We start from the raw sequence: 15727 nt of genomic DNA, 5'->3' as shown, positions 1-15727 counted from the left end.
GCTACAGTTCAGCGGCGGCTTCAGTCACCAGCGCCACATGCTCTGCTGGCTTGACCTTGCGCCAGAGGGCCCGGATGACACCTTCGGCATCGACCAGAAACGAGCTGCGCTCCATGCCGAAATAGGTCTTGCCGTACATGGTTTTTTCAACCCATGTACCATACTCATCGGCAAGCCTGTGGTCCGCATCGCTGACCAGCGTAAAATCCAGCCCGTATTTCCGGGCGAAGCGATCGAGCTTCCCTACCGGATCGGGGCTGACCCCGATCACACGAAGACCAAGCGAACTGAGCGTCTGTTTCTGATCGCGCAGGTCGCAGGCCTGAGTCGTGCAACCGGGTGTATCGGCCTTCGGGTAAAAATAGAGCAGATAAGGCTGCCCATTCAGGGCTTCGCTTTCGACAACCTGACCAGTTGCATCAGGCAAGGAGAAAGCGGGAGCCCTGTCACCAATGGAGACCATGATGGATGCTTAGCCTTTGAACTCAGTATGCCGGATAGGCGGGGTAAGACGGATAAACTGCAACCGGCGGCGGGTAAACCACCCGCGGAGGCGGCTGATACACAACCGGCGGCGGGGGCGGTGCGTAAACCACCGGAGGTGGCGGCGGTGCCACATAGGGCCGCGCAATTGCGCCGATTACGGCACCACCAACAAGACCGCCAACGAGGCCGCCGACAAAAGCATTACCGCCGCGATGCCAGCCGCGATCACCGCGCCAGCCGCCACCACGCCAGCCACCATCACCATGCCAGCCGGGACCGCCCCAGCCTGGGCCGGGGTGAGCCTGTGCCAGTGGAGCGCCTCCCATGAGGCCGATCAGGGGCAGAGCCGCAAGGCCAATTTTCAGGATATGACGCATGAAGAAACCTCCTCGTCAGATCGGCCTGAAACGAGTGGCCGACCCGATATCCAGTTTATACCGTCCATATGGTGTCGATTTTGGGACCAAACAGGACCAAAACCGGGCTAGAATGTAACATAATCGCGCAGACGTGTTGCTGGATCCCACGGCGGGCATGGTCGTAACAAAAAAGGGGCATGCCGACGAGGCTGCCCCTTTTTTGCGCTTTATCTGAAGTGTGGAAAGGTGAATGACCAACCCACTCTTCTATCGCCATACCTTTTGATCTGGTGATGTCCATCCGGATGCCGGACCTCTCAAACGCGGCGGCAACCTGGAGTACGCGGGCGGGTCATCCCGGCATGAGAGCTAAAGCTCGCCCCCCTTACTGATGGTCAACCTGTATGGGTCTGGTTTCGTGGAAGCCTTCCGGCTCCTTGAAGATTTCTGGCCCTTGGGCAGTCGTCGCGTAGGAAAGAGCCTTGATCACCTCCAGACCATTGTGGCTCGCGGATAACAAGACGCCGTTGTCATCGTAGCAGAAATCCCCGACCTGACCGTCTGTGTCCGTGGTGGTCCAGTGTGTGCATCCCTGCCCCGCGACACGATCCTGCGTCCCGCGCTGCCAGTGACCGGCAGCCGGAGTGCCTGGCGGCGCGAACTGGGCGTCCGGTGCACCGGAGACCGTGTAGGTTTTCGTGCGCGTATCGATCACGGAAAGACGATGCGCCTTGTAATCCGTCAGCATGATGAGCCCGGTCGTCTCCATATCGAGACGCTGCTGCCAATGGGCAGCGTTCCAGCGCATACGCTGACGATAGGCCTGACCATCGGGCCCCTTGGCTTCGTAGGTGACGTCCACATCGACGCGAGGTGTGACATAAGGCGTTGCCTGCACGTCCTCAGCGTGCGCCATGCCGGAATGGCCGGTCAGACCGAGCGCACCAATACAAAGGGCGGTCGGCAGCGCCCTGCGAAACGGGGCGCAGATACTATGGCGCGGGCTGACCTTGAGCGATTGTTGGCTCATTTGGGTGCCGCAGAGCTCTGCGGGCCAGCGCCATGCGGAATGGGCATCTGAGCCGTGATCTGCTGATAGTCGGCTGGCGGCTGGAACTGGGTATCGGCAACCGGGCCGTAAGTCACCTTCTGTGCTTCAAGCTTACCGTGCAGCCCGTCTGCATCCACGCCTTCCTCACTCAGGATAACGCCGTCCTCCGTCACGCAGGCTGTCGCCTTGCCGTGGGTCGAGGTAATGGTCCACTTGTTGCAGGCAAGTCCTGCGACCGTTCCGGCACCATCCGGCGCATATTGCATGGACATGTCGAGCATGAACGGATTGCGCAGACCATGCTTGGGGGCAAAGCTCGTATAGACGCGCTGTTTGTGCATGATCAGCGTCACGCGCTGGGCAGGACGATCGAGAATGGTCGAGCCTGCATGGTCGGGCGAATCGATGCGAAGCTTGTCGCCCTCAGCCTTGAACTGCACGATGGCCTGTACCGGCTGGGGCATTTTCTCAGGCTGGACAGAATAGACCACCGTCACGTCACGCGCCGGCGAGAGCCGGGGATGGGCGCCCGTGCTTTCCTGCGCCAGCGCCGTGACGGCACCGGCCGTCATTGACAGAGCCAGCGACAGTAACGCTGCGTTTTTTACATCGAATACCGACATGGTGTTCCCTCCTTCATGCCTCAACGAGCCTCTATACCATCGCGCAGACGGATGACTTCATGTCGAAGTCTGCCCAGTGAAACATCCTCGTGCCACGATGCCTCAATCCCGAGGGCATGGTCCAGTAGCAAGCGATAGGCGTGGTCTGGAACGGTCAGGCAGCCGAATGTTTCCAGATGCCGTGTAGGAAACTGGGCATCAAGCAGGGCGAAACCCGCGAGGCGCAGTGTCGCAACGAGATGCACCAGCGCGATCTTGGACGCATCCGTGCAGAGCGAGAACATGCTCTCACCAAAGAAAGCCCCGCCGATCTGAACCCCGTAGAGCCCGCCAACCAACGCATCGTCGCGCCATGTCTCGATGGAATGGGCATAACCAAGCTCGTGCAGCAGGGTGTATCTGGCCTGGATACGCCCGCTGATCCATGTCTCGTCACGGCCGGGCGTTTCAGCACAGAGGCGAATGACGTCATTGAAGCAGCGATCGGTCGTCACCTCGAATCCGCCCTGCAACGTTGTGCGCGCCAGACGGCGCGAAAGGTGGAACCGGGAGTTCAGCGGCAGAACGCCACGCTCATGCGGGCGATGCCAACTGATCTCGCTGGCGTCGCGCCCGTCCGACATAGGAAAAATACCGTTGCGGTACGCCTCGATCAGAAGCTCCGGTGTGATCGGATCCGTCATCCTCTGTCCCGTTTCACAGTCTCATTGCAGCATAAGGCATAGCTGGCAGGCCTCATGTCACCAGCTCCCGGCAACTCTCTCGCGGGCCCGGATTTGTCATGGCCAGACCACGCAGCACCATGATAGGCCATCTGTCATTGCACCATGCCGGGAGGTTCATCATGCCACTGACTTTTGTCTATCTCATCGGTATCGCGCTCAGCGCCGTGCTCGCGCTCGTGGCCCCACATTATCGCGGCCTTTGCTTCGTCATGACAGCTATCTTCTCATTGCAGATCGTTCCGGTCGGGTTGCTGGAGACCTTTACCTCCCCGCGTAAGCGCTGACCTCACGCAAGGCACGAGAGTTCCGCTCTCGTCAGTCCGACCGGGGGGCGAGGGATGCGCCATGACTCGGCGTCGCGCTCCCTCACCTCACACCCGTCAGGCCGATGCGGCGTCAGCGCCTGTCTGGCGCATATGCTGGGCGGTATCACGCACAATCGGGCCATGCTGACGCTCAAGGCGTCGGATGGTGAAATGCGCCCGGGCGAGTGCCCTGTAATGTGAGAGGAAAGCCGCGTTGAGCGATGCGCCGCAGAGCGCACCGGCAACCGGCACCATCTGCAGGGCAAACTTGCGCGAAAGCCCGATGCCGTAATGCGACGCGACCTCCGCAATAAGCAGGACAATCGGCTTGCCGCGCATCAGGGCACGGGCAGAGAAGAAGCCCAGCTCGCTCTCATCGGCGTTCTGGCCCGCGAGAAAACCCTTCAGGGCAAATACTTCGAGACAGGCGCGGCGGGTCTCGTCATCGCTCAGATCCTCACCCTCCTCACGGGCGATGCGGGCAATCTCGCGCATGATGGTGAGTGTGGTGAAACCGATATCGGGCATCAGCCCGACCACGCCACCGAAACCACCTAGCGCACCTGAAACAGCAACCGCCGCCTGAGCCGCCGGGTCACGCCATTTCGGGGCTTTGGTCACCGATTCCTGCGTCATGCCGAGCACTGCAATATCGAAAGCACGGGCAATCGAGGCTTCGGCCAGACCCTGAAGCTTTGTCTGGATCGCCGGCGCCATGCCCAGCCCCTGCATGCCGATACGGGTCGCCTGCCCCACAGCGCCACCCATCAGATCCGCCAGGCGCACGAGCACGCCGCGCCCATGTTCGACCTTGGCCAGAGCCGCCTGAAGCTGGGCGAGCGACTCGCTATCGAGATTCATCGGGGCGATCTCACCGATTCCGGGGATCGTCGATCCGTTTGCTGTAGCCATGGGTCATGTTCTCCCTGCACTGGCGTTCGGGCCTCGGGCTCCTGCTTTCGCGGGTCGCCTGCACAGCCTGCGCCGAATTCGTTTCATGACGGGCAACGCCCGACAGGTGCGGCAGTCACCAATAATTGTGACAAAGCCTGTTTTTTTACATCTTACAGGTTCATAGAAAAACGAAACAGACGCGCCCCTGTTAGCACCCTACAGAGGCAGGCAGGAGCACGGACATGCCCGGATCACGGTTCACGACCCCACTTACCCGCATTTTCACCGCGTTACTCGTCATGGCGCCACTCGGTACCGGCATGGCGCTGGCCGATCCGGCCTCGCAGCTCAAGGCGATGGAACACCCCCTCACCCCGGTTGAAAAAGTGGCCCTGCCCGATGGCGGTGCCCCGCCGCCGCCGCACGGCTATGTCGTAACCGAGGATTTCGACAACTCGCTGCGGGATTATTCCTACAAGGTCCGTGCCCATCCGGCACTGGGACTGCCGAATTCGGAGGCTCATCAGAGCACCCAGATCCCCAATGACGCCCCGTCCCATTTCTCGTTTCTGGGCTGGCCGGTGAAATTCAATGCGCCTGTGCGGCCGCCTTATACCAACGGGGTGTATCACAACTACGCCGGCTCACCCGGCAACGGTCAGACCGATGTCGTGGCCCAGTCCGATGCGGCAGGCACGGCAATGTGGCACAACAACCAGAGGTAAAGATCATGACCCATCCTGCGTCAGGCGATTGCGTATTCACGGTCAACCCGGCCACCGGAGAAACGCTGGGGCGCTACCCGTTTCTGTCGGAGCAGGCGGTTGATGAGATGCTGGCCCGTGCCCAGGAGGGGTTTCTGTCATGGCGCGCCAAAACCCTGGGCGCACGGCTTGATCTGCTCCACCGTCTTGCCGCAGGGCTTCGCGCACGCAAGGAGGAGCTGGCCCGCCTTGCCGTGAGTGAAATGGGAAAAACCATTACCTCAGCGCGTGCCGAAGTCGAAAAATGCGCTTCGGTTATCGACTGGTATGGCGAACACGCACCAGCCCTGCTGAGGGACAAACCGATGCCCGTACCGATGGGCAAGGCCCATCTGAGCTACGCGCCTACCGGCATTGTGCTGGCGGTCATGCCGTGGAATTTCCCCTACTGGCAGATCATTCGCGCTGCCGTGCCCATTCTGGCCGGAGGCAATGGTTTTATCGTGAAGCCTGCCGAAAACACGCTGGGCTGCGGCGCATTGCTGAATGAGATCGCGCAGGATTGCGATCTTGGCGATGTATTCATCTCCGCCAATCTCGCTCGTGAGCAGACGGCACGCGTCATTGCCGATGAGCGGATTTCGGGCGTGACAGTCACGGGCAGTGTCAGGGTCGGGCGTCTCCTCGCTGGCATGGCCGGTGAAAATGGCAAAAAAACCGTTCTGGAACTGGGTGGGTCTGACCCGTTCATCGTGCTGGCAGATGCCGATCTGGACAAGGCCGTCGATTCCGCCGTGACGGCGCGCTTCGCAAATTGCGGGCAGGTCTGCATTGCCGCCAAGCGGATCATCCTCGAAGCACCGATTGCCGAGGCCTTCACGGAACGGTTTCTCGATAAGGTAAGAGCGCTTCGTCTCGAAGACCCTATGAGTGATGGCGCCTTTATCGGCCCGATGGCACGCACCGACCTGCGCGATGGCCTGCACAAACAGGTGCAGCAGAGCATCGCAGAAGGAGCGCGGCTTGTGGTCGGCGGCGAGGCTGTGAACCGTCCCGGTGCGTGGTACGAGCCGACCGTGCTACTGCACGTCACCCCCGGCATGACCGCGTTCAGGGAAGAGCTCTTCGGGCCTGTCGCCTGCCTGATTACGGCGCAGGATGTCGATCACGCGATTGCGCTGGCCAATGACAGTGCCTATGGCCTTGGCGCAAGCCTGTGGACACAGGATGAGCGCCTTGGTCTCGCTCTGTCACAGCGCATCGAATCGGGTGGCGTATTCATCAACCGCATCACGGCCTCGGACCCCGCTTTGCCGATCGGTGGCGTGAAGGCGAGTGGCTATGGGCGCGAACTGACCGAACTCGGCCTGCATGAGTTCATGAACATCAAGACGGTCTGGGCCTGCTGAACCAGTCAGATTCTCTTTCCGGTCCTGACGCCACCGGCGCTCCTACGGCGCCTCCCCGGTCTCATTGACCGGGATCAGGACCGGAACCGGGAAGAACACTCGCTCTTCCCCCCGTTGCATCCGGCAATCCGATCGCAAGCATAACGACACGCCTCGTTCTTTTTCCCTCCAAGCACAGGGCGAATCAGTCTTACGAAAGTTCTTGCGTTATATCTTAAGATAGAACATTCTAAAGATATAACGGAGGATACAAATGTTTTTTCGCCATCATCTACGTCATGCCCTCAATCGCCATGACGGTTTCGGTCACGGCTCTGATCATCGCTTCGGCGGTGGCATGGGCGGGGGTTTCGGGGGCCGCTTCGGCCGCCGCCGGGGCGGTGACATTCCCGGCGGTCGCAAGCTGAGCGCCGAGGAACTGCAACTGGTCATTCTCGCCCTGCTGGCCGAAAGTCCGGCTCACGGTTACGAAATCATCCGCCGCCTCGAGGCGCGGACAAACGGTTTCTACAAGCCGAGCCCCGGCATGGTGTACCCTGCCATGACCTATCTGGAAGAGATCGGCCAGGCTGAGGTCACGCAGGAAGGAACCCGCAAACTCTACACCCTGACAGATCAGGGGCAGGCTCACCTTACGGAAAACCGTGCAGAAGCCGATCGTATTCTTGAAATCCTGACACGCATTGGCAGCCGCATGAGCGAAGTTCGCGAAGCATTTGCCGGGCTGCATGATGTCGATCCCGAGGCCGCAGACGGGCTGCACAAGGCGCGTCATCACCTCAAGGCAGCGCTCTACAAGCATCGTGGGTGCAGCCCTGTCGAAGCCAGACGGATCGCTGCCATCCTGATGCGCGCTGCCGCTGAAATCATGGGCAAGGAATCGTCATGACCAGCAATTTACCCCCTCTGCCCCCCACCAAGATCCGCCATCCGCTTCGCCTGAGGCAGATCGAGGTGGCACGAATCATCCCGCTATCCGACACCATGCAGCGCGTCGTCTTTACGGGCCCCGACCTGCATGATTTCGTCACCGCCGGGACCGATGATCATGTGAAGCTGTTCTTCCCCCAGCCCGGCGAGACCCATCCTGTCCTGCCTGACATGGATGCCGACCGCACGGCACCGCGTGATCCGCGTATCATTGCCCGCGACTATACCCCGCGGCGCTTTGACGAGGAAAACGGCGAACTCACCATCGATTTCGTTCTGCACGACTCAGGGCCGGCCACCCAATGGGCTGCTTAGGCCAAACCGGGGCAGCGTCTTGGGATGGGCGGCCCCAAGGCCTCGAATATTCCGCATGAGCGCCTCACCTCGCATCTGCTGATCGCCGATGACACGGGCCTGCCCGCCATCGCCCGTACGCTGGAAGAGTTGTCACCCGAACACAGCGCCGTTGTGGTGCTCGATACGCAGGAAAGCGACAAGACCTACCCGCTGACGAGCCGCGCCTGGGTCGATCTCTTCCGCTGTGACAGGGCCGCTGGCCAAAGCCTCGCCGATCTTCTGCGCCTGGTCGTTCTGCCTGCCACAGAGACGCTCAATGTCTGGATCGCGGCCGAGATCGATACCGTGCGTGCCCTGCGCGACCATCTGGTGAATGAGGAAGCCATCCCACGCAACCGGATCAGGGCAGCCGGATACTGGCGTCGTAACACCGAGGCGGCCGGTGCACGGGTAGATGACTGACAACGTCATTAGACAGCCCGGCTTTCGCCTTTTCCTTGCTGCACTGGATATGGGTGGTCAGGCTTGCGAGAGCCCTTCACCGGGATTTTCCATTCCTTCCCGGTGATGCGTCGCTGCGCGCACCGATCACGCCTGCCGATGCCTTGCCATGTGGTCAGGCAGCTTGGGGCAAGCCAGCCAATGGTGGCTGAGAGAAAAGGCTCACCCGCGAGGCTGCGTGTCCCACCACGGATCGCTGTGGAGCAGTAAAACTCCAAGCCTCGTACCCGGCTCGGATTGCGCGACAGAGGTTTGATGCGTGATGCTGCGAAGCCTACGGCCGGTCTCTCCCTCGGCCAGCGCAACTCGTGATTGCGCTAAGCACGGGTTACGCGGCACCAACCAGCCTCCATACTGCCTGCCCAACACTTGAAATCGTCAGACACTCAGGCTTCCTCGGCCATCGGGACGCATCAGAGTCAAAGAACCCCAAGAACCTTGTTTTCCAAAGACGCGTCCACGACAGGGTTCACTGCTTGATCAGGCCAGAAATTTTGCCTGTGCCTTGCGCAGCGACGCGGGAGGCAGCGTGCCTTCCGGGGTATGGCCGTCCTGCACACCTGTCCCGAGAGCGGTCACAACCGGCACCACGCCGCCCCACTGCGTGGAGGGCAGATCGGCATCATCCTCGACCGGGCCGCCTGTTCTGATCTTTGCACTGGCTGCCTCGATGTCGAGGGCAAGGACGCCTGTAGCCTTGCGTTCCTGCGCCGTCATGGCCCGCACCTCACCCGAACGGCCCGGCAGAAGATGATCGGTTATGGCATCGAGCGCCAGCTGATGCTCCTCCGCGAGAACCTTCCTCGCAGTGCCATGCACAACCGCACTGCGGTAATTGACCGAGTGGTGAAATGAAGAGCGGGCCACGACGATCCCCGTCAGCTGGGTCACGGTCAGGCAGAGCTTCTGGCCATCCAGCGCCATGATCCGTGTCTTGGAAGCGCCATGCAGATAGAGCGTGCTGCCGATACGGGCATAGGCCATCGGTATGACCATTGGACGCTCATCAACCACAAACCCGACATGCCCGACCAATCCCGTATCGAGAATGGCGTGGATGGTGGCTTCATCATAATGCGCGCGCCGTGCCTGCCTTGCCTTGGCATAATCGGGAATCATGGCTCTTTTCTCCTTGCTCGGCATGCGGCCCCTGATCCGGCACCGTTCGTAAAGGCGTTAGCGCAGGAACTGGACTGATCCGAGAGCCGGTTTTATGGTTTTTCGCCATGCCAGTTTACCTGCCCGCCCTGTTCAGCGTCGATCCACACACATCTGCCCCCTTGCCGGTCCAGCTCTTCGCTGCTCTGGGTCGCGCCATAAAATCGGGCAAACTGGCGCATGGCGAAGCCTTGCCCTCGACGCGACAGGCCGCCGCCATGCTCGGCCTGTCGCGCAGTTCGGTCGCCACGGCCTATGACCTGCTTCGGGCGGAAGGTATTCTCGATATGCGGGCCGGACGACGCCCGGTTGTGCATTGCATGAGCCTGCCCTCACCCCGCACAGTTACGGGGGGCACGACCGCCCTGTCGGACAGAGGCAGGATTCTTGCCCAAGACCCGCGAGCAGCAAGCTATCAACGCGATACAGGTCGCTTATCCCCCGGTGTCCCGGACGAGGCACAGTTTCCCGCCGATCTGTGGGCCCAGACGTTGCGTCGTGTTGCGCGCCAGAATCACGGTGATGAAGCCGCCTATGGCGGGTATCACGGGGCTCATGCCCTGCGTGAGGCAATCAGCACCCGCCTTGCGAGCGATCGCGGGCTGCGTGTCAGCCCCGGGCAGATCATCATCACGCCAGGCACGCAGGCATCGCTCACGCTCATTGCGCAGGTCATGACCGACCCCGGTGATGTGGTTGCCGTAGAGGATCCCGGCTATCTGGGCGCCCGTGCGAGCTTCATGGCATCAGGCGCACACATTGTCCCCGTTCCGGTGGATGATCACGGGATGCAGGTCAGCCAGCTGCCCCACGAAGCGCGTCTCGTCTATATCACGCCATCGAACCAGTTCCCTCTGGGCGGTCGCATGGGGCTGGACAGACGTCTCGCCCTTCTTGATCGCGCCAGAGCCCAGAATGCGCTGATACTCGAGGACGATTATGACAGCGAATTCCTGTGGCATGGTCGCGAAATTGCCGCGCTCGCCGCGCATGGCACGGGGTGTGAATGGCTCTATCTTGGCTCCGCCTCGAAAGCCTTGCTGCCGGGATTAAGGCTAGGCTGGATGGCTGTGCCCGAGCCACTGGTTGCACCCTTGCGGGCGGCACACCGCACAATGGGCCTCGCCGCCAATCTGCACGCCCAGCTTGCCCTCGCGGCCCTGATGGAAACAGGGCAATACCGGGCGCATCTGCGCCGTATCGCGCGTCTTTACCAGCAGCGGGGCATGGCCCTTTACCACGCTCTTTCAACCGTGGAAGGGCTGCATGTCACGCCGCCGCATGGCGGGGTGCAAATCGGCGCGATCCTTGAACATGCAGGTTTCGAGACAGCCTGCCTGACAGCGCTCAGTGCAGCGGGGTATCGCATGGGGCGTCTGTCAGCCCTTTGCCAGCGAACACCGCTGGAGGGGCTCATCATGGGCTTTGCCTCGCTGCGAGAAGACGACCCGGCCAGACTTGCCGCCCTTTTGCGCGGCGTCCTCGAAGGTGGGCCGGCCGTTTGAGCCCGTTGCCGCAGGCTCAGCCCTTGGGCTTGTTCCACCCTCCCATATGGCAAAGATGGTGCCATTCACCTTCGGTGACAGGCGCTACCGAGAGACGTGACTGACGCAAAAGCGCCATGTCAGCCAGGGCCGGATCAGCCTTGATGGTCGCGAGAGAAACCGGATTTTCAAAGGCCCCACAGGCCTGCACGTCCACGCAGACCCATTTACCGCCCTCGGCGCTCGGATCGGGATAGGATTCACGGACAACCCGGACCACACCCACGATCTCCTTGTCCGAGACTGAATGATAGAAAAATGCCAGATCGCCACAACGCATGGCGGCGAGATTGTTACGCGCCTGGTAATTGCGCACACCGGTCCAGGGCTCGATGTCGTTGCGCACTTGCTGCTGCCATGAGAAGGCCTCGGGTTCGGATTTGATCAACCAGTACTGCATTATCGTCCCTCTCTTATCGGCCTGACCTGTTCGGGTTATCGGAAGAAACTGCACCTTATGGCCTCCCTCCCCCGCCATGAATCCCGTATCAGGACGGCTTTCCGTCAAAACCTGCATTGGATGGTGGCTGAAGCGGGCTATATCATGACCGCAATCGAGGGGGAGAGAAGCACGAAGTGACAGGAACTGCGCAAGATACCAAGGGAGGCAAAAGCGTGGAACGGCCCGTACAGGGAACGTTCCTGCATCGTTACGCCAATCCGGGGCGCTTCCTGAAGCTGGCGCAATGGCTGTTGCCGCTCCTGGCCCTTCTGTCATGCCTGACGCTTGGCGTCGGTCTGGTCTGGGCGCTGATCTGGTCGCCAGCAGACTGGCAGCAGGGGGATGCCGTACGGATCATGTATATCCATGTTCCCATGGCGATACTGGCCTCGGGTGGCTATGCCGCTCTTGCCATATGCGGGGTTCTGTCCCTCGTCTGGAAGCATCCTCTGGCCGACCTTGCCGCCGTCGAGATCGGGCCATTAGGCGCTGCCATTACCGCACTGTGCCTGATCACCGGTTCGCTCTGGGGCAAGCCCATGTGGGGGACGTGGTGGGTGTGGGATGCACGGCTGACATCGGTTCTCGTGCTGTTTTTTCTGTATCTCGGTCATATCGCGCTGATTCAGGCCTTCGACGATCCGCAGCGCGGTTATCGTGCCGCGGCTGTTCTGGCTATCGCCGGTGTCATTGATCTGCCCATCATCAAGTTCAGCGTCAACTGGTGGAATACCCTGCACCAGCCCGACAGCATCACGCTGACCCATGCCCCTGCCATGCCGCCCTCCATGCTGCTGCCGCTTTCATGCTGCATGGCCGGCTTTGCCTTCGGCTTCGCCGCCCTTGTGACAGGCCGCCTCAAGGCCGCCATTCTCGAAGCCCGGGCCCGACAGATCATGACCCGGTCGCTCATGCAGGAGGGACCGGCCGCGTGACCCATCTGCCCTATATCGTTGCCTCCTATGCCGCGACGCTTGTGATGATCGGTGCCTTTACCCTGCCTCTCGTGATGCGGCTGCGCCGCGCCAGAGCCCGCCTCATGCTGCTCGAACAGCGGCAGGGAGCCAGACACCGCAGCATCGGACGCCGCGGTACCGGATCGCTCCCCGATCAGGAGGCGACCTCATGAGCGATGCGCTCTTTCAGACGCGCCCGAAGCGTCGCATGACCCGCAAATCCCGGCGTTTATGGCTTGTGCTAAGTTGCCTCGCCTGCTTCACCATTACGACGGCGCTGGTACTGAATGCGTTTTCCTCCAGTATTGTCTTCTTCATGGCGCCCTCACAGCTTGTGCAAAAGCCACCCGCGCCTGACCGGGTGATTCGCCTTGGCGGCATGGTCGTGGCGGGGTCGCTCCGACGCGAAACGGACGGCAAGACACCGGTCAATTTCTTCAGGGTCACGGATGGGCAAGCCGCCGTCGAGGTGCGTTTCGAGGGCATCCTGCCGGATCTGTTCCGGGAAGGGCAAAGTGTGGTCGCCCTTGGCAGCTATCATGTCGGCGCGCCCTTTGCTGCCTCTGAAGTTCTGGCCAAGCATGACGAGACCTATATGCCGAAAGAGGTGGCCGAAGCCCTGCAACGCAGCGGCAAATGGGACCCGCGCTTTGGCAAACCACCCAGTTCCGAAAGCTGGACGAGCATGATCCGTGACGATGCCAAGGGTCACACAACGCCATGATGCCTGTCGCATGATTTCTGTCCTGGGGGCCGAACAAGGCCATTATGCACTGGCTCTGGCCTGCGTGATCGCACTGGCCCAGTTCATCCTGCCGCTCTGGGGGGCCGCACGCGCCAGATTTGCGCTGCTCGATCTGGCCCCGGCGCTGGCTGTAGCCCAGCTTCTGGCTTTGGGCTTTTCCTTCGCAAGCCTGATTGCCTGCGCGGTAAGCGATGATTTCTCGGTTCAGAACGTGGCCGCGAATTCTGCCCTGAGCAAGCCGTTGCTCTACAAGATCACGGGCGTGTGGGGTAATCACGAGGGGTCGGTTCTGCTCTGGGCGCTTATCCTTGCCCTGTGCGGAGGCGCCGTGGCCCTGTTTGGCCGCAACCTGCCGCTTGTGCTTAAGGCCCGCGTGCTGGCCATTCTGGGTGGCGTATCGACCGGGTTCCAGCTTTTCTGTCTGCTCACTTCCGACCCGTTCGAACGCATCTGGCCAGCACCCGATGACGGGCAGGGCATGAACCCGCTTCTGCAGGACCCCGGCCTCGCCTTCCACCCGCCCATTCTCTACACTGGCTATGTCGGGTTTGCCGTGCCGTTCGCCTTTGCTGTCGCTGCCCTGATCGAGGGGCGCGTGGATGCGGCCTGGGGCCGCTGGGTCCGTCCCTGGGCCGTGGCGGCCTGGGCGTTTCTCACATGCGGCATCGCGATGGGCTCATGGTGGTCCTATTATGTGCTGGGCTGGGGCGGCTACTGGTTCTGGGACCCGGTGGAAAACGCTTCGCTCATACCCTGGCTGACCGGAACGGCCCTCGTTCATTCGGCCATCGTGGTTGAAAAACGCGATGCCCTGCGTATCTGGACCGTTCTGCTGGCCATTGCGAGCTTCTCGTTCTCGCTTTCAGGCACATTTCTTGTACGCTCGGGTATTCTCAATTCGGTGCATGCCTTCGCCAATGACCCTGCCCGCGGCATTTTCATTCTGGGTCTGCTTGCGCTCGTCATAGGCGGGTCGCTTGTGCTCTTCGCCTGGCGAGCCCCCTCGCTCACCTCGGGGGGCATCTTTGCACCGTTTTCACGCGAAGGCGGGCTTGTGCTCAATAACATCCTGCTTTGCGCCCTGTGCGCGGTGGTGGTGACTGGCACCATGTACCCCCCCTTCATGCAGATCCTGACGGGGCGTACCCTCTCGGTCGGCAAGCCGTTTTTCGATGCCACGACCATTCCGCTGGCACTGCCCCTCCTGCTTGCAATGGGTATCGGTCCTCTGCTGCCCTGGAAGCGTGCACGCCTCTCGCCGGTGCTGGGGCGCCTTTATCCGGCGGCCTGTTTTGCTGTGGTTGGGCTTGCAACCGCGCTCATTCTGCTCGACGGCCTTCTGCCTGCGCTCTGTGCGGCGGCAGGGCTCTGGGTCATTGCGGCCAGTCTTTCCGATCTGGCCGTCCGTCTTGGCGTCACCACAACCCGGTGGAGTGCGATACCCCGGACCATGCACCAGCGCGTGGCAGGACTCCCCCGCGCCGTATGGGGCGGGGCTCTGGCCCATATCGGCGTGGGTGTGACGGTGCTGGGTCTCACTGGCATGTCACAGGCGAGCCATTCTGTGGTGGAACTCGGCGTGGGGGAGACGATCCAGCAGGGTGCGCTGGTCTGGCGGCTCGATGGCGCCAGACAGGAGGACGGCCCGAATTACCGCGCGCTCGTGGCCGACCTGACCGTCGTGCGCGGCGGGCATGTTGTTGCCCATCTGCACCCGTCGCGTCGTGATTTCACAAGCCAGCATCAGGTGACGACCGATGTCGCCATAAGAACCAACTTGCTGCGTGACCTCTATGCTGCACTAGGTGAGGCTCATGGTACAGGCGCGCAGACCCGCTATGTGCTGCGCCTTCACAATAATCCGCTTGCCCCCTGGATCTGGCTTGGCGGTGTGATCATGGCTCTCGGGGGGGCGCTTTCGCTGTCGGATCGACGCCATCGCCTCGGTGCGCCCAGTAGAGGCCGCACAGCTTCTACCTTGCCGGTCGCGAAGGAGATACGCCCATGACACGCCTGACAAGACGCCAGATGTTCATGGCGCTTCCCGTAGCCGGGGCGACGCTTGCGGGGCTGGGATGCTGGAAGATGCTGGCAGCGATGCAGGACGGTTCCTTCGACCCTCATGCCATCCGTAACGATCAGGCGAGCGAGACAATTCCGGATTTCTCGCTGCCCGGTCTCACCGGGCAAAGTGACGGTTTCTCAACCGCTGAGCTTAGAGCCAGCCCTGTGCCTGTGCTTGTTAATTTCTTCGCCTCCTGGTGTATCCCCTGCGTCGCAGAGATGGCCGCCCTGCGGGTGATCAGCCGCGACATTGCTCTTTGGGGTATTGCCTATAAGGACAAGCCACAGGACGCCCATCGTTTCATCGAGCGCGATGGCTCGCCTTATGCACGCACGGGACTGGATGAAAGCGGTATGACCGCCATCGACTGGGGCGTAACCGGCGTGCCTGAGAGTTTTCTTGTCATGCCGGGTGGGCATATTGCATGGCATGGCGCGGCCGCGCTTGATGACGCCCTGTTTCATCACACGATCCTGCCTCTCGCCACGCAGGCGTCTGCCCCATCTACAGGTGGTGGCAGGTCACCATGAGCC

Annotated in this window: 21 protein-coding genes; 13 read left to right on the top strand and 8 right to left on the bottom strand. The window is 61.5% G+C overall.

The genetic code is table 11. The annotated features are described in order from the left end of the window. Nucleotide 1: 1 nt before the first annotated feature. From bcp to aat, 5 genes are all read right to left on the bottom strand, one after another. Nucleotides 2-463, bottom strand: coding sequence for a thioredoxin-dependent thiol peroxidase (bcp, locus tag F3J08_RS00920; protein WP_166928082.1), 462 nt, complete (start codon nucleotides 461-463; stop codon nucleotides 2-4). Between the two features lie 22 nt (nucleotides 464-485). Further along, entirely contained in the window at nucleotides 486-863 is a 378-nt protein-coding gene (locus F3J08_RS00915; protein ID WP_122039801.1) for a hypothetical protein, read from the bottom strand. Between the two features lie 367 nt (nucleotides 864-1230). Next, a complete protein-coding gene (locus tag F3J08_RS00910; protein ID WP_166928081.1) occupies nucleotides 1231-1875 on the bottom strand; it encodes a hypothetical protein in 645 nt (214 codons plus the stop codon). Continuing rightward, nucleotides 1872-2519, bottom strand: a complete 648-nt coding sequence (locus F3J08_RS00905) for a DUF4412 domain-containing protein (RefSeq protein WP_166928080.1) — start codon at nucleotides 2517-2519, stop codon at nucleotides 1872-1874. The genes F3J08_RS00910 and F3J08_RS00905 overlap by 4 nt, the downstream gene beginning before the upstream one ends. 20 nt (nucleotides 2520-2539) lie before the next feature. After that, nucleotides 2540-3202: a leucyl/phenylalanyl-tRNA--protein transferase gene (gene aat, locus F3J08_RS00900; RefSeq protein WP_166928079.1), complete on the bottom strand. Its 663-nt coding sequence runs from the start codon at nucleotides 3200-3202 to the stop codon at nucleotides 2540-2542. Between the two features lie 161 nt (nucleotides 3203-3363). On the opposite strand from aat, the gene F3J08_RS00895 reads away from it, so the two are divergent. Beyond that, on the top strand, nucleotides 3364-3528 hold the full coding sequence (locus F3J08_RS00895; RefSeq protein ID WP_162922287.1) for a hypothetical protein: 165 nt from the start codon (nucleotides 3364-3366) through the stop codon (nucleotides 3526-3528). Nucleotides 3529-3624: 96 nt separating this feature from the next. Here the strand turns inward: F3J08_RS00895 and F3J08_RS00890 are convergent, their stop codons facing one another. Beyond that, on the bottom strand, nucleotides 3625-4461 hold the full coding sequence (locus tag F3J08_RS00890; RefSeq protein WP_023977674.1) for an EcsC family protein: 837 nt from the start codon (nucleotides 4459-4461) through the stop codon (nucleotides 3625-3627). A 224-nt stretch (nucleotides 4462-4685) separates the two neighbouring features. Here F3J08_RS00890 and F3J08_RS00885 point away from each other — a divergent pair, with 224 nt between their 5' ends. The 6 genes from F3J08_RS00885 (at nucleotide 4686) to F3J08_RS00865 (ending at nucleotide 8436) form a co-directional block, all read left to right on the top strand. Beyond that, the gene (locus F3J08_RS00885) at nucleotides 4686-5168 is read left to right on the top strand and encodes a hypothetical protein (protein WP_166928078.1); all 483 of its coding nucleotides are present in this window, start codon (nucleotides 4686-4688) and stop codon (nucleotides 5166-5168) included. A gap of 5 nt (nucleotides 5169-5173) precedes the next feature. After that, nucleotides 5174-6556: an NAD-dependent succinate-semialdehyde dehydrogenase gene (locus tag F3J08_RS00880; RefSeq protein WP_166928077.1), complete on the top strand. Its 1383-nt coding sequence runs from the start codon at nucleotides 5174-5176 to the stop codon at nucleotides 6554-6556. 253 nt (nucleotides 6557-6809) lie between these two features. Continuing rightward, nucleotides 6810-7445, top strand: a complete 636-nt coding sequence (locus F3J08_RS00875) for a PadR family transcriptional regulator (protein ID WP_166928076.1) — start codon at nucleotides 6810-6812, stop codon at nucleotides 7443-7445. Then, on the top strand, nucleotides 7442-7801 hold the full coding sequence (locus tag F3J08_RS17085; RefSeq protein WP_240149052.1) for a siderophore-interacting protein: 360 nt from the start codon (nucleotides 7442-7444) through the stop codon (nucleotides 7799-7801). The genes F3J08_RS00875 and F3J08_RS17085 overlap by 4 nt, the downstream gene beginning before the upstream one ends. Before the next feature lie 24 nt (nucleotides 7802-7825). Beyond that, a complete protein-coding gene (locus tag F3J08_RS17080; protein WP_240149051.1) occupies nucleotides 7826-8245 on the top strand; it encodes a siderophore-interacting protein in 420 nt (139 codons plus the stop codon). A gap of 53 nt (nucleotides 8246-8298) precedes the next feature. Further along, on the top strand, nucleotides 8299-8436 hold the full coding sequence (locus tag F3J08_RS00865; RefSeq protein WP_166928075.1) for a hypothetical protein: 138 nt from the start codon (nucleotides 8299-8301) through the stop codon (nucleotides 8434-8436). Nucleotides 8437-8764: 328 nt separating this feature from the next. Here the strand turns inward: F3J08_RS00865 and F3J08_RS00860 are convergent, their stop codons facing one another. Continuing rightward, a complete protein-coding gene (locus tag F3J08_RS00860) occupies nucleotides 8765-9403 on the bottom strand; it encodes a pyridoxamine 5'-phosphate oxidase family protein (RefSeq protein WP_166928074.1) in 639 nt (212 codons plus the stop codon). 107 nt (nucleotides 9404-9510) lie between these two features. Between F3J08_RS00860 and F3J08_RS00855 the strand changes: the two genes are divergently transcribed. Beyond that, nucleotides 9511-10947: a PLP-dependent aminotransferase family protein gene (locus F3J08_RS00855; protein ID WP_166928073.1), complete on the top strand. Its 1437-nt coding sequence runs from the start codon at nucleotides 9511-9513 to the stop codon at nucleotides 10945-10947. A gap of 16 nt (nucleotides 10948-10963) precedes the next feature. On the opposite strand, the gene F3J08_RS00850 is transcribed toward F3J08_RS00855, so the two are convergent. Then, entirely contained in the window at nucleotides 10964-11386 is a 423-nt protein-coding gene (locus F3J08_RS00850; RefSeq protein ID WP_062165862.1) for an EVE domain-containing protein, read from the bottom strand. 215 nt (nucleotides 11387-11601) lie between these two features. On the opposite strand from F3J08_RS00850, the gene F3J08_RS00845 reads away from it, so the two are divergent. From F3J08_RS00845 to F3J08_RS00825, 5 genes are read left to right on the top strand one after another with little or no spacing between them, the layout of a single operon-like run. Further along, a complete protein-coding gene (locus tag F3J08_RS00845) occupies nucleotides 11602-12363 on the top strand; it encodes a heme ABC transporter permease (protein WP_166928072.1) in 762 nt (253 codons plus the stop codon). Further along, nucleotides 12360-12557 carry a heme exporter protein CcmD gene (gene ccmD, locus F3J08_RS00840; protein ID WP_166928071.1) on the top strand — a complete coding sequence of 66 codons (198 nt, stop codon included), beginning with the start codon at nucleotides 12360-12362 and terminating at the stop codon, nucleotides 12555-12557. The genes F3J08_RS00845 and ccmD overlap by 4 nt, the downstream gene beginning before the upstream one ends. Before the next feature lie 35 nt (nucleotides 12558-12592). Next, nucleotides 12593-13108 (top strand): cytochrome c maturation protein CcmE, encoded by a 516-nt coding sequence (gene ccmE / locus F3J08_RS00835; protein ID WP_166928310.1) that lies wholly within the window; start codon nucleotides 12593-12595, stop codon nucleotides 13106-13108. A gap of 10 nt (nucleotides 13109-13118) precedes the next feature. Further along, entirely contained in the window at nucleotides 13119-15137 is a 2019-nt protein-coding gene (locus tag F3J08_RS00830; protein ID WP_205206604.1) for a heme lyase CcmF/NrfE family subunit, read from the top strand. Next, the gene (locus F3J08_RS00825; RefSeq protein WP_166928070.1) at nucleotides 15134-15724 is read left to right on the top strand and encodes a redoxin domain-containing protein; all 591 of its coding nucleotides are present in this window, start codon (nucleotides 15134-15136) and stop codon (nucleotides 15722-15724) included. Before F3J08_RS00830 ends, F3J08_RS00825 begins: the two co-directional genes overlap by 4 nt. Nucleotides 15725-15727 lie beyond the last annotated feature (3 nt).

It is taken from the genome of Asaia sp. As-1742 (assembly GCF_011753235.1).
GTDB classification, from domain to species: domain Bacteria; phylum Pseudomonadota; class Alphaproteobacteria; order Acetobacterales; family Acetobacteraceae; genus Asaia; species Asaia bogorensis_B.
The sequence above is the reverse complement of the archived record's forward strand: the minus strand, read 5'-3'. Positions and strand labels throughout refer to the sequence as shown.

What these genes read in the sequence shown, in the direction of transcription:
- F3J08_RS00860 (WP_166928074.1), bottom strand. Translation starts at nt 9,403, where the DNA reads ATGATTCCCGATTATGCCAAGGCAAGGCAGGCACGGCGCGCGCATTAT.
- F3J08_RS00915 (WP_122039801.1), bottom strand. Translation starts at nt 863, where the DNA reads ATGCGTCATATCCTGAAAATTGGCCTTGCGGCTCTGCCCCTGATCGGC.
- F3J08_RS00905 (WP_166928080.1), bottom strand. Translation starts at nt 2,519, where the DNA reads ATGTCGGTATTCGATGTAAAAAACGCAGCGTTACTGTCGCTGGCTCTG.
- F3J08_RS00825 (WP_166928070.1), top strand. Translation starts at nt 15,134, where the DNA reads ATGACACGCCTGACAAGACGCCAGATGTTCATGGCGCTTCCCGTAGCC.
- F3J08_RS00890 (WP_023977674.1), bottom strand. Translation starts at nt 4,461, where the DNA reads ATGGCTACAGCAAACGGATCGACGATCCCCGGAATCGGTGAGATCGCC.
- F3J08_RS00910 (WP_166928081.1), bottom strand. Translation starts at nt 1,875, where the DNA reads ATGAGCCAACAATCGCTCAAGGTCAGCCCGCGCCATAGTATCTGCGCC.
- F3J08_RS17085 (WP_240149052.1), top strand. Translation starts at nt 7,442, where the DNA reads ATGACCAGCAATTTACCCCCTCTGCCCCCCACCAAGATCCGCCATCCG.
- F3J08_RS00895 (WP_162922287.1), top strand. Translation starts at nt 3,364, where the DNA reads ATGCCACTGACTTTTGTCTATCTCATCGGTATCGCGCTCAGCGCCGTG.
- F3J08_RS17080 (WP_240149051.1), top strand. Translation starts at nt 7,826, where the DNA reads ATGGGCGGCCCCAAGGCCTCGAATATTCCGCATGAGCGCCTCACCTCG.
- ccmE (WP_166928310.1), top strand. Translation starts at nt 12,593, where the DNA reads ATGACCCGCAAATCCCGGCGTTTATGGCTTGTGCTAAGTTGCCTCGCC.
- F3J08_RS00850 (WP_062165862.1), bottom strand. Translation starts at nt 11,386, where the DNA reads ATGCAGTACTGGTTGATCAAATCCGAACCCGAGGCCTTCTCATGGCAG.
- bcp (WP_166928082.1), bottom strand. Translation starts at nt 463, where the DNA reads ATGGTCTCCATTGGTGACAGGGCTCCCGCTTTCTCCTTGCCTGATGCA.
- aat (WP_166928079.1), bottom strand. Translation starts at nt 3,202, where the DNA reads ATGACGGATCCGATCACACCGGAGCTTCTGATCGAGGCGTACCGCAAC.
- F3J08_RS00880 (WP_166928077.1), top strand. Translation starts at nt 5,174, where the DNA reads ATGACCCATCCTGCGTCAGGCGATTGCGTATTCACGGTCAACCCGGCC.
- F3J08_RS00830 (WP_205206604.1), top strand. Translation starts at nt 13,119, where the DNA reads ATGATTTCTGTCCTGGGGGCCGAACAAGGCCATTATGCACTGGCTCTG.
- F3J08_RS00885 (WP_166928078.1), top strand. Translation starts at nt 4,686, where the DNA reads ATGCCCGGATCACGGTTCACGACCCCACTTACCCGCATTTTCACCGCG.
- F3J08_RS00875 (WP_166928076.1), top strand. Translation starts at nt 6,810, where the DNA reads ATGTTTTTTCGCCATCATCTACGTCATGCCCTCAATCGCCATGACGGT.
- F3J08_RS00855 (WP_166928073.1), top strand. Translation starts at nt 9,511, where the DNA reads ATGCCAGTTTACCTGCCCGCCCTGTTCAGCGTCGATCCACACACATCT.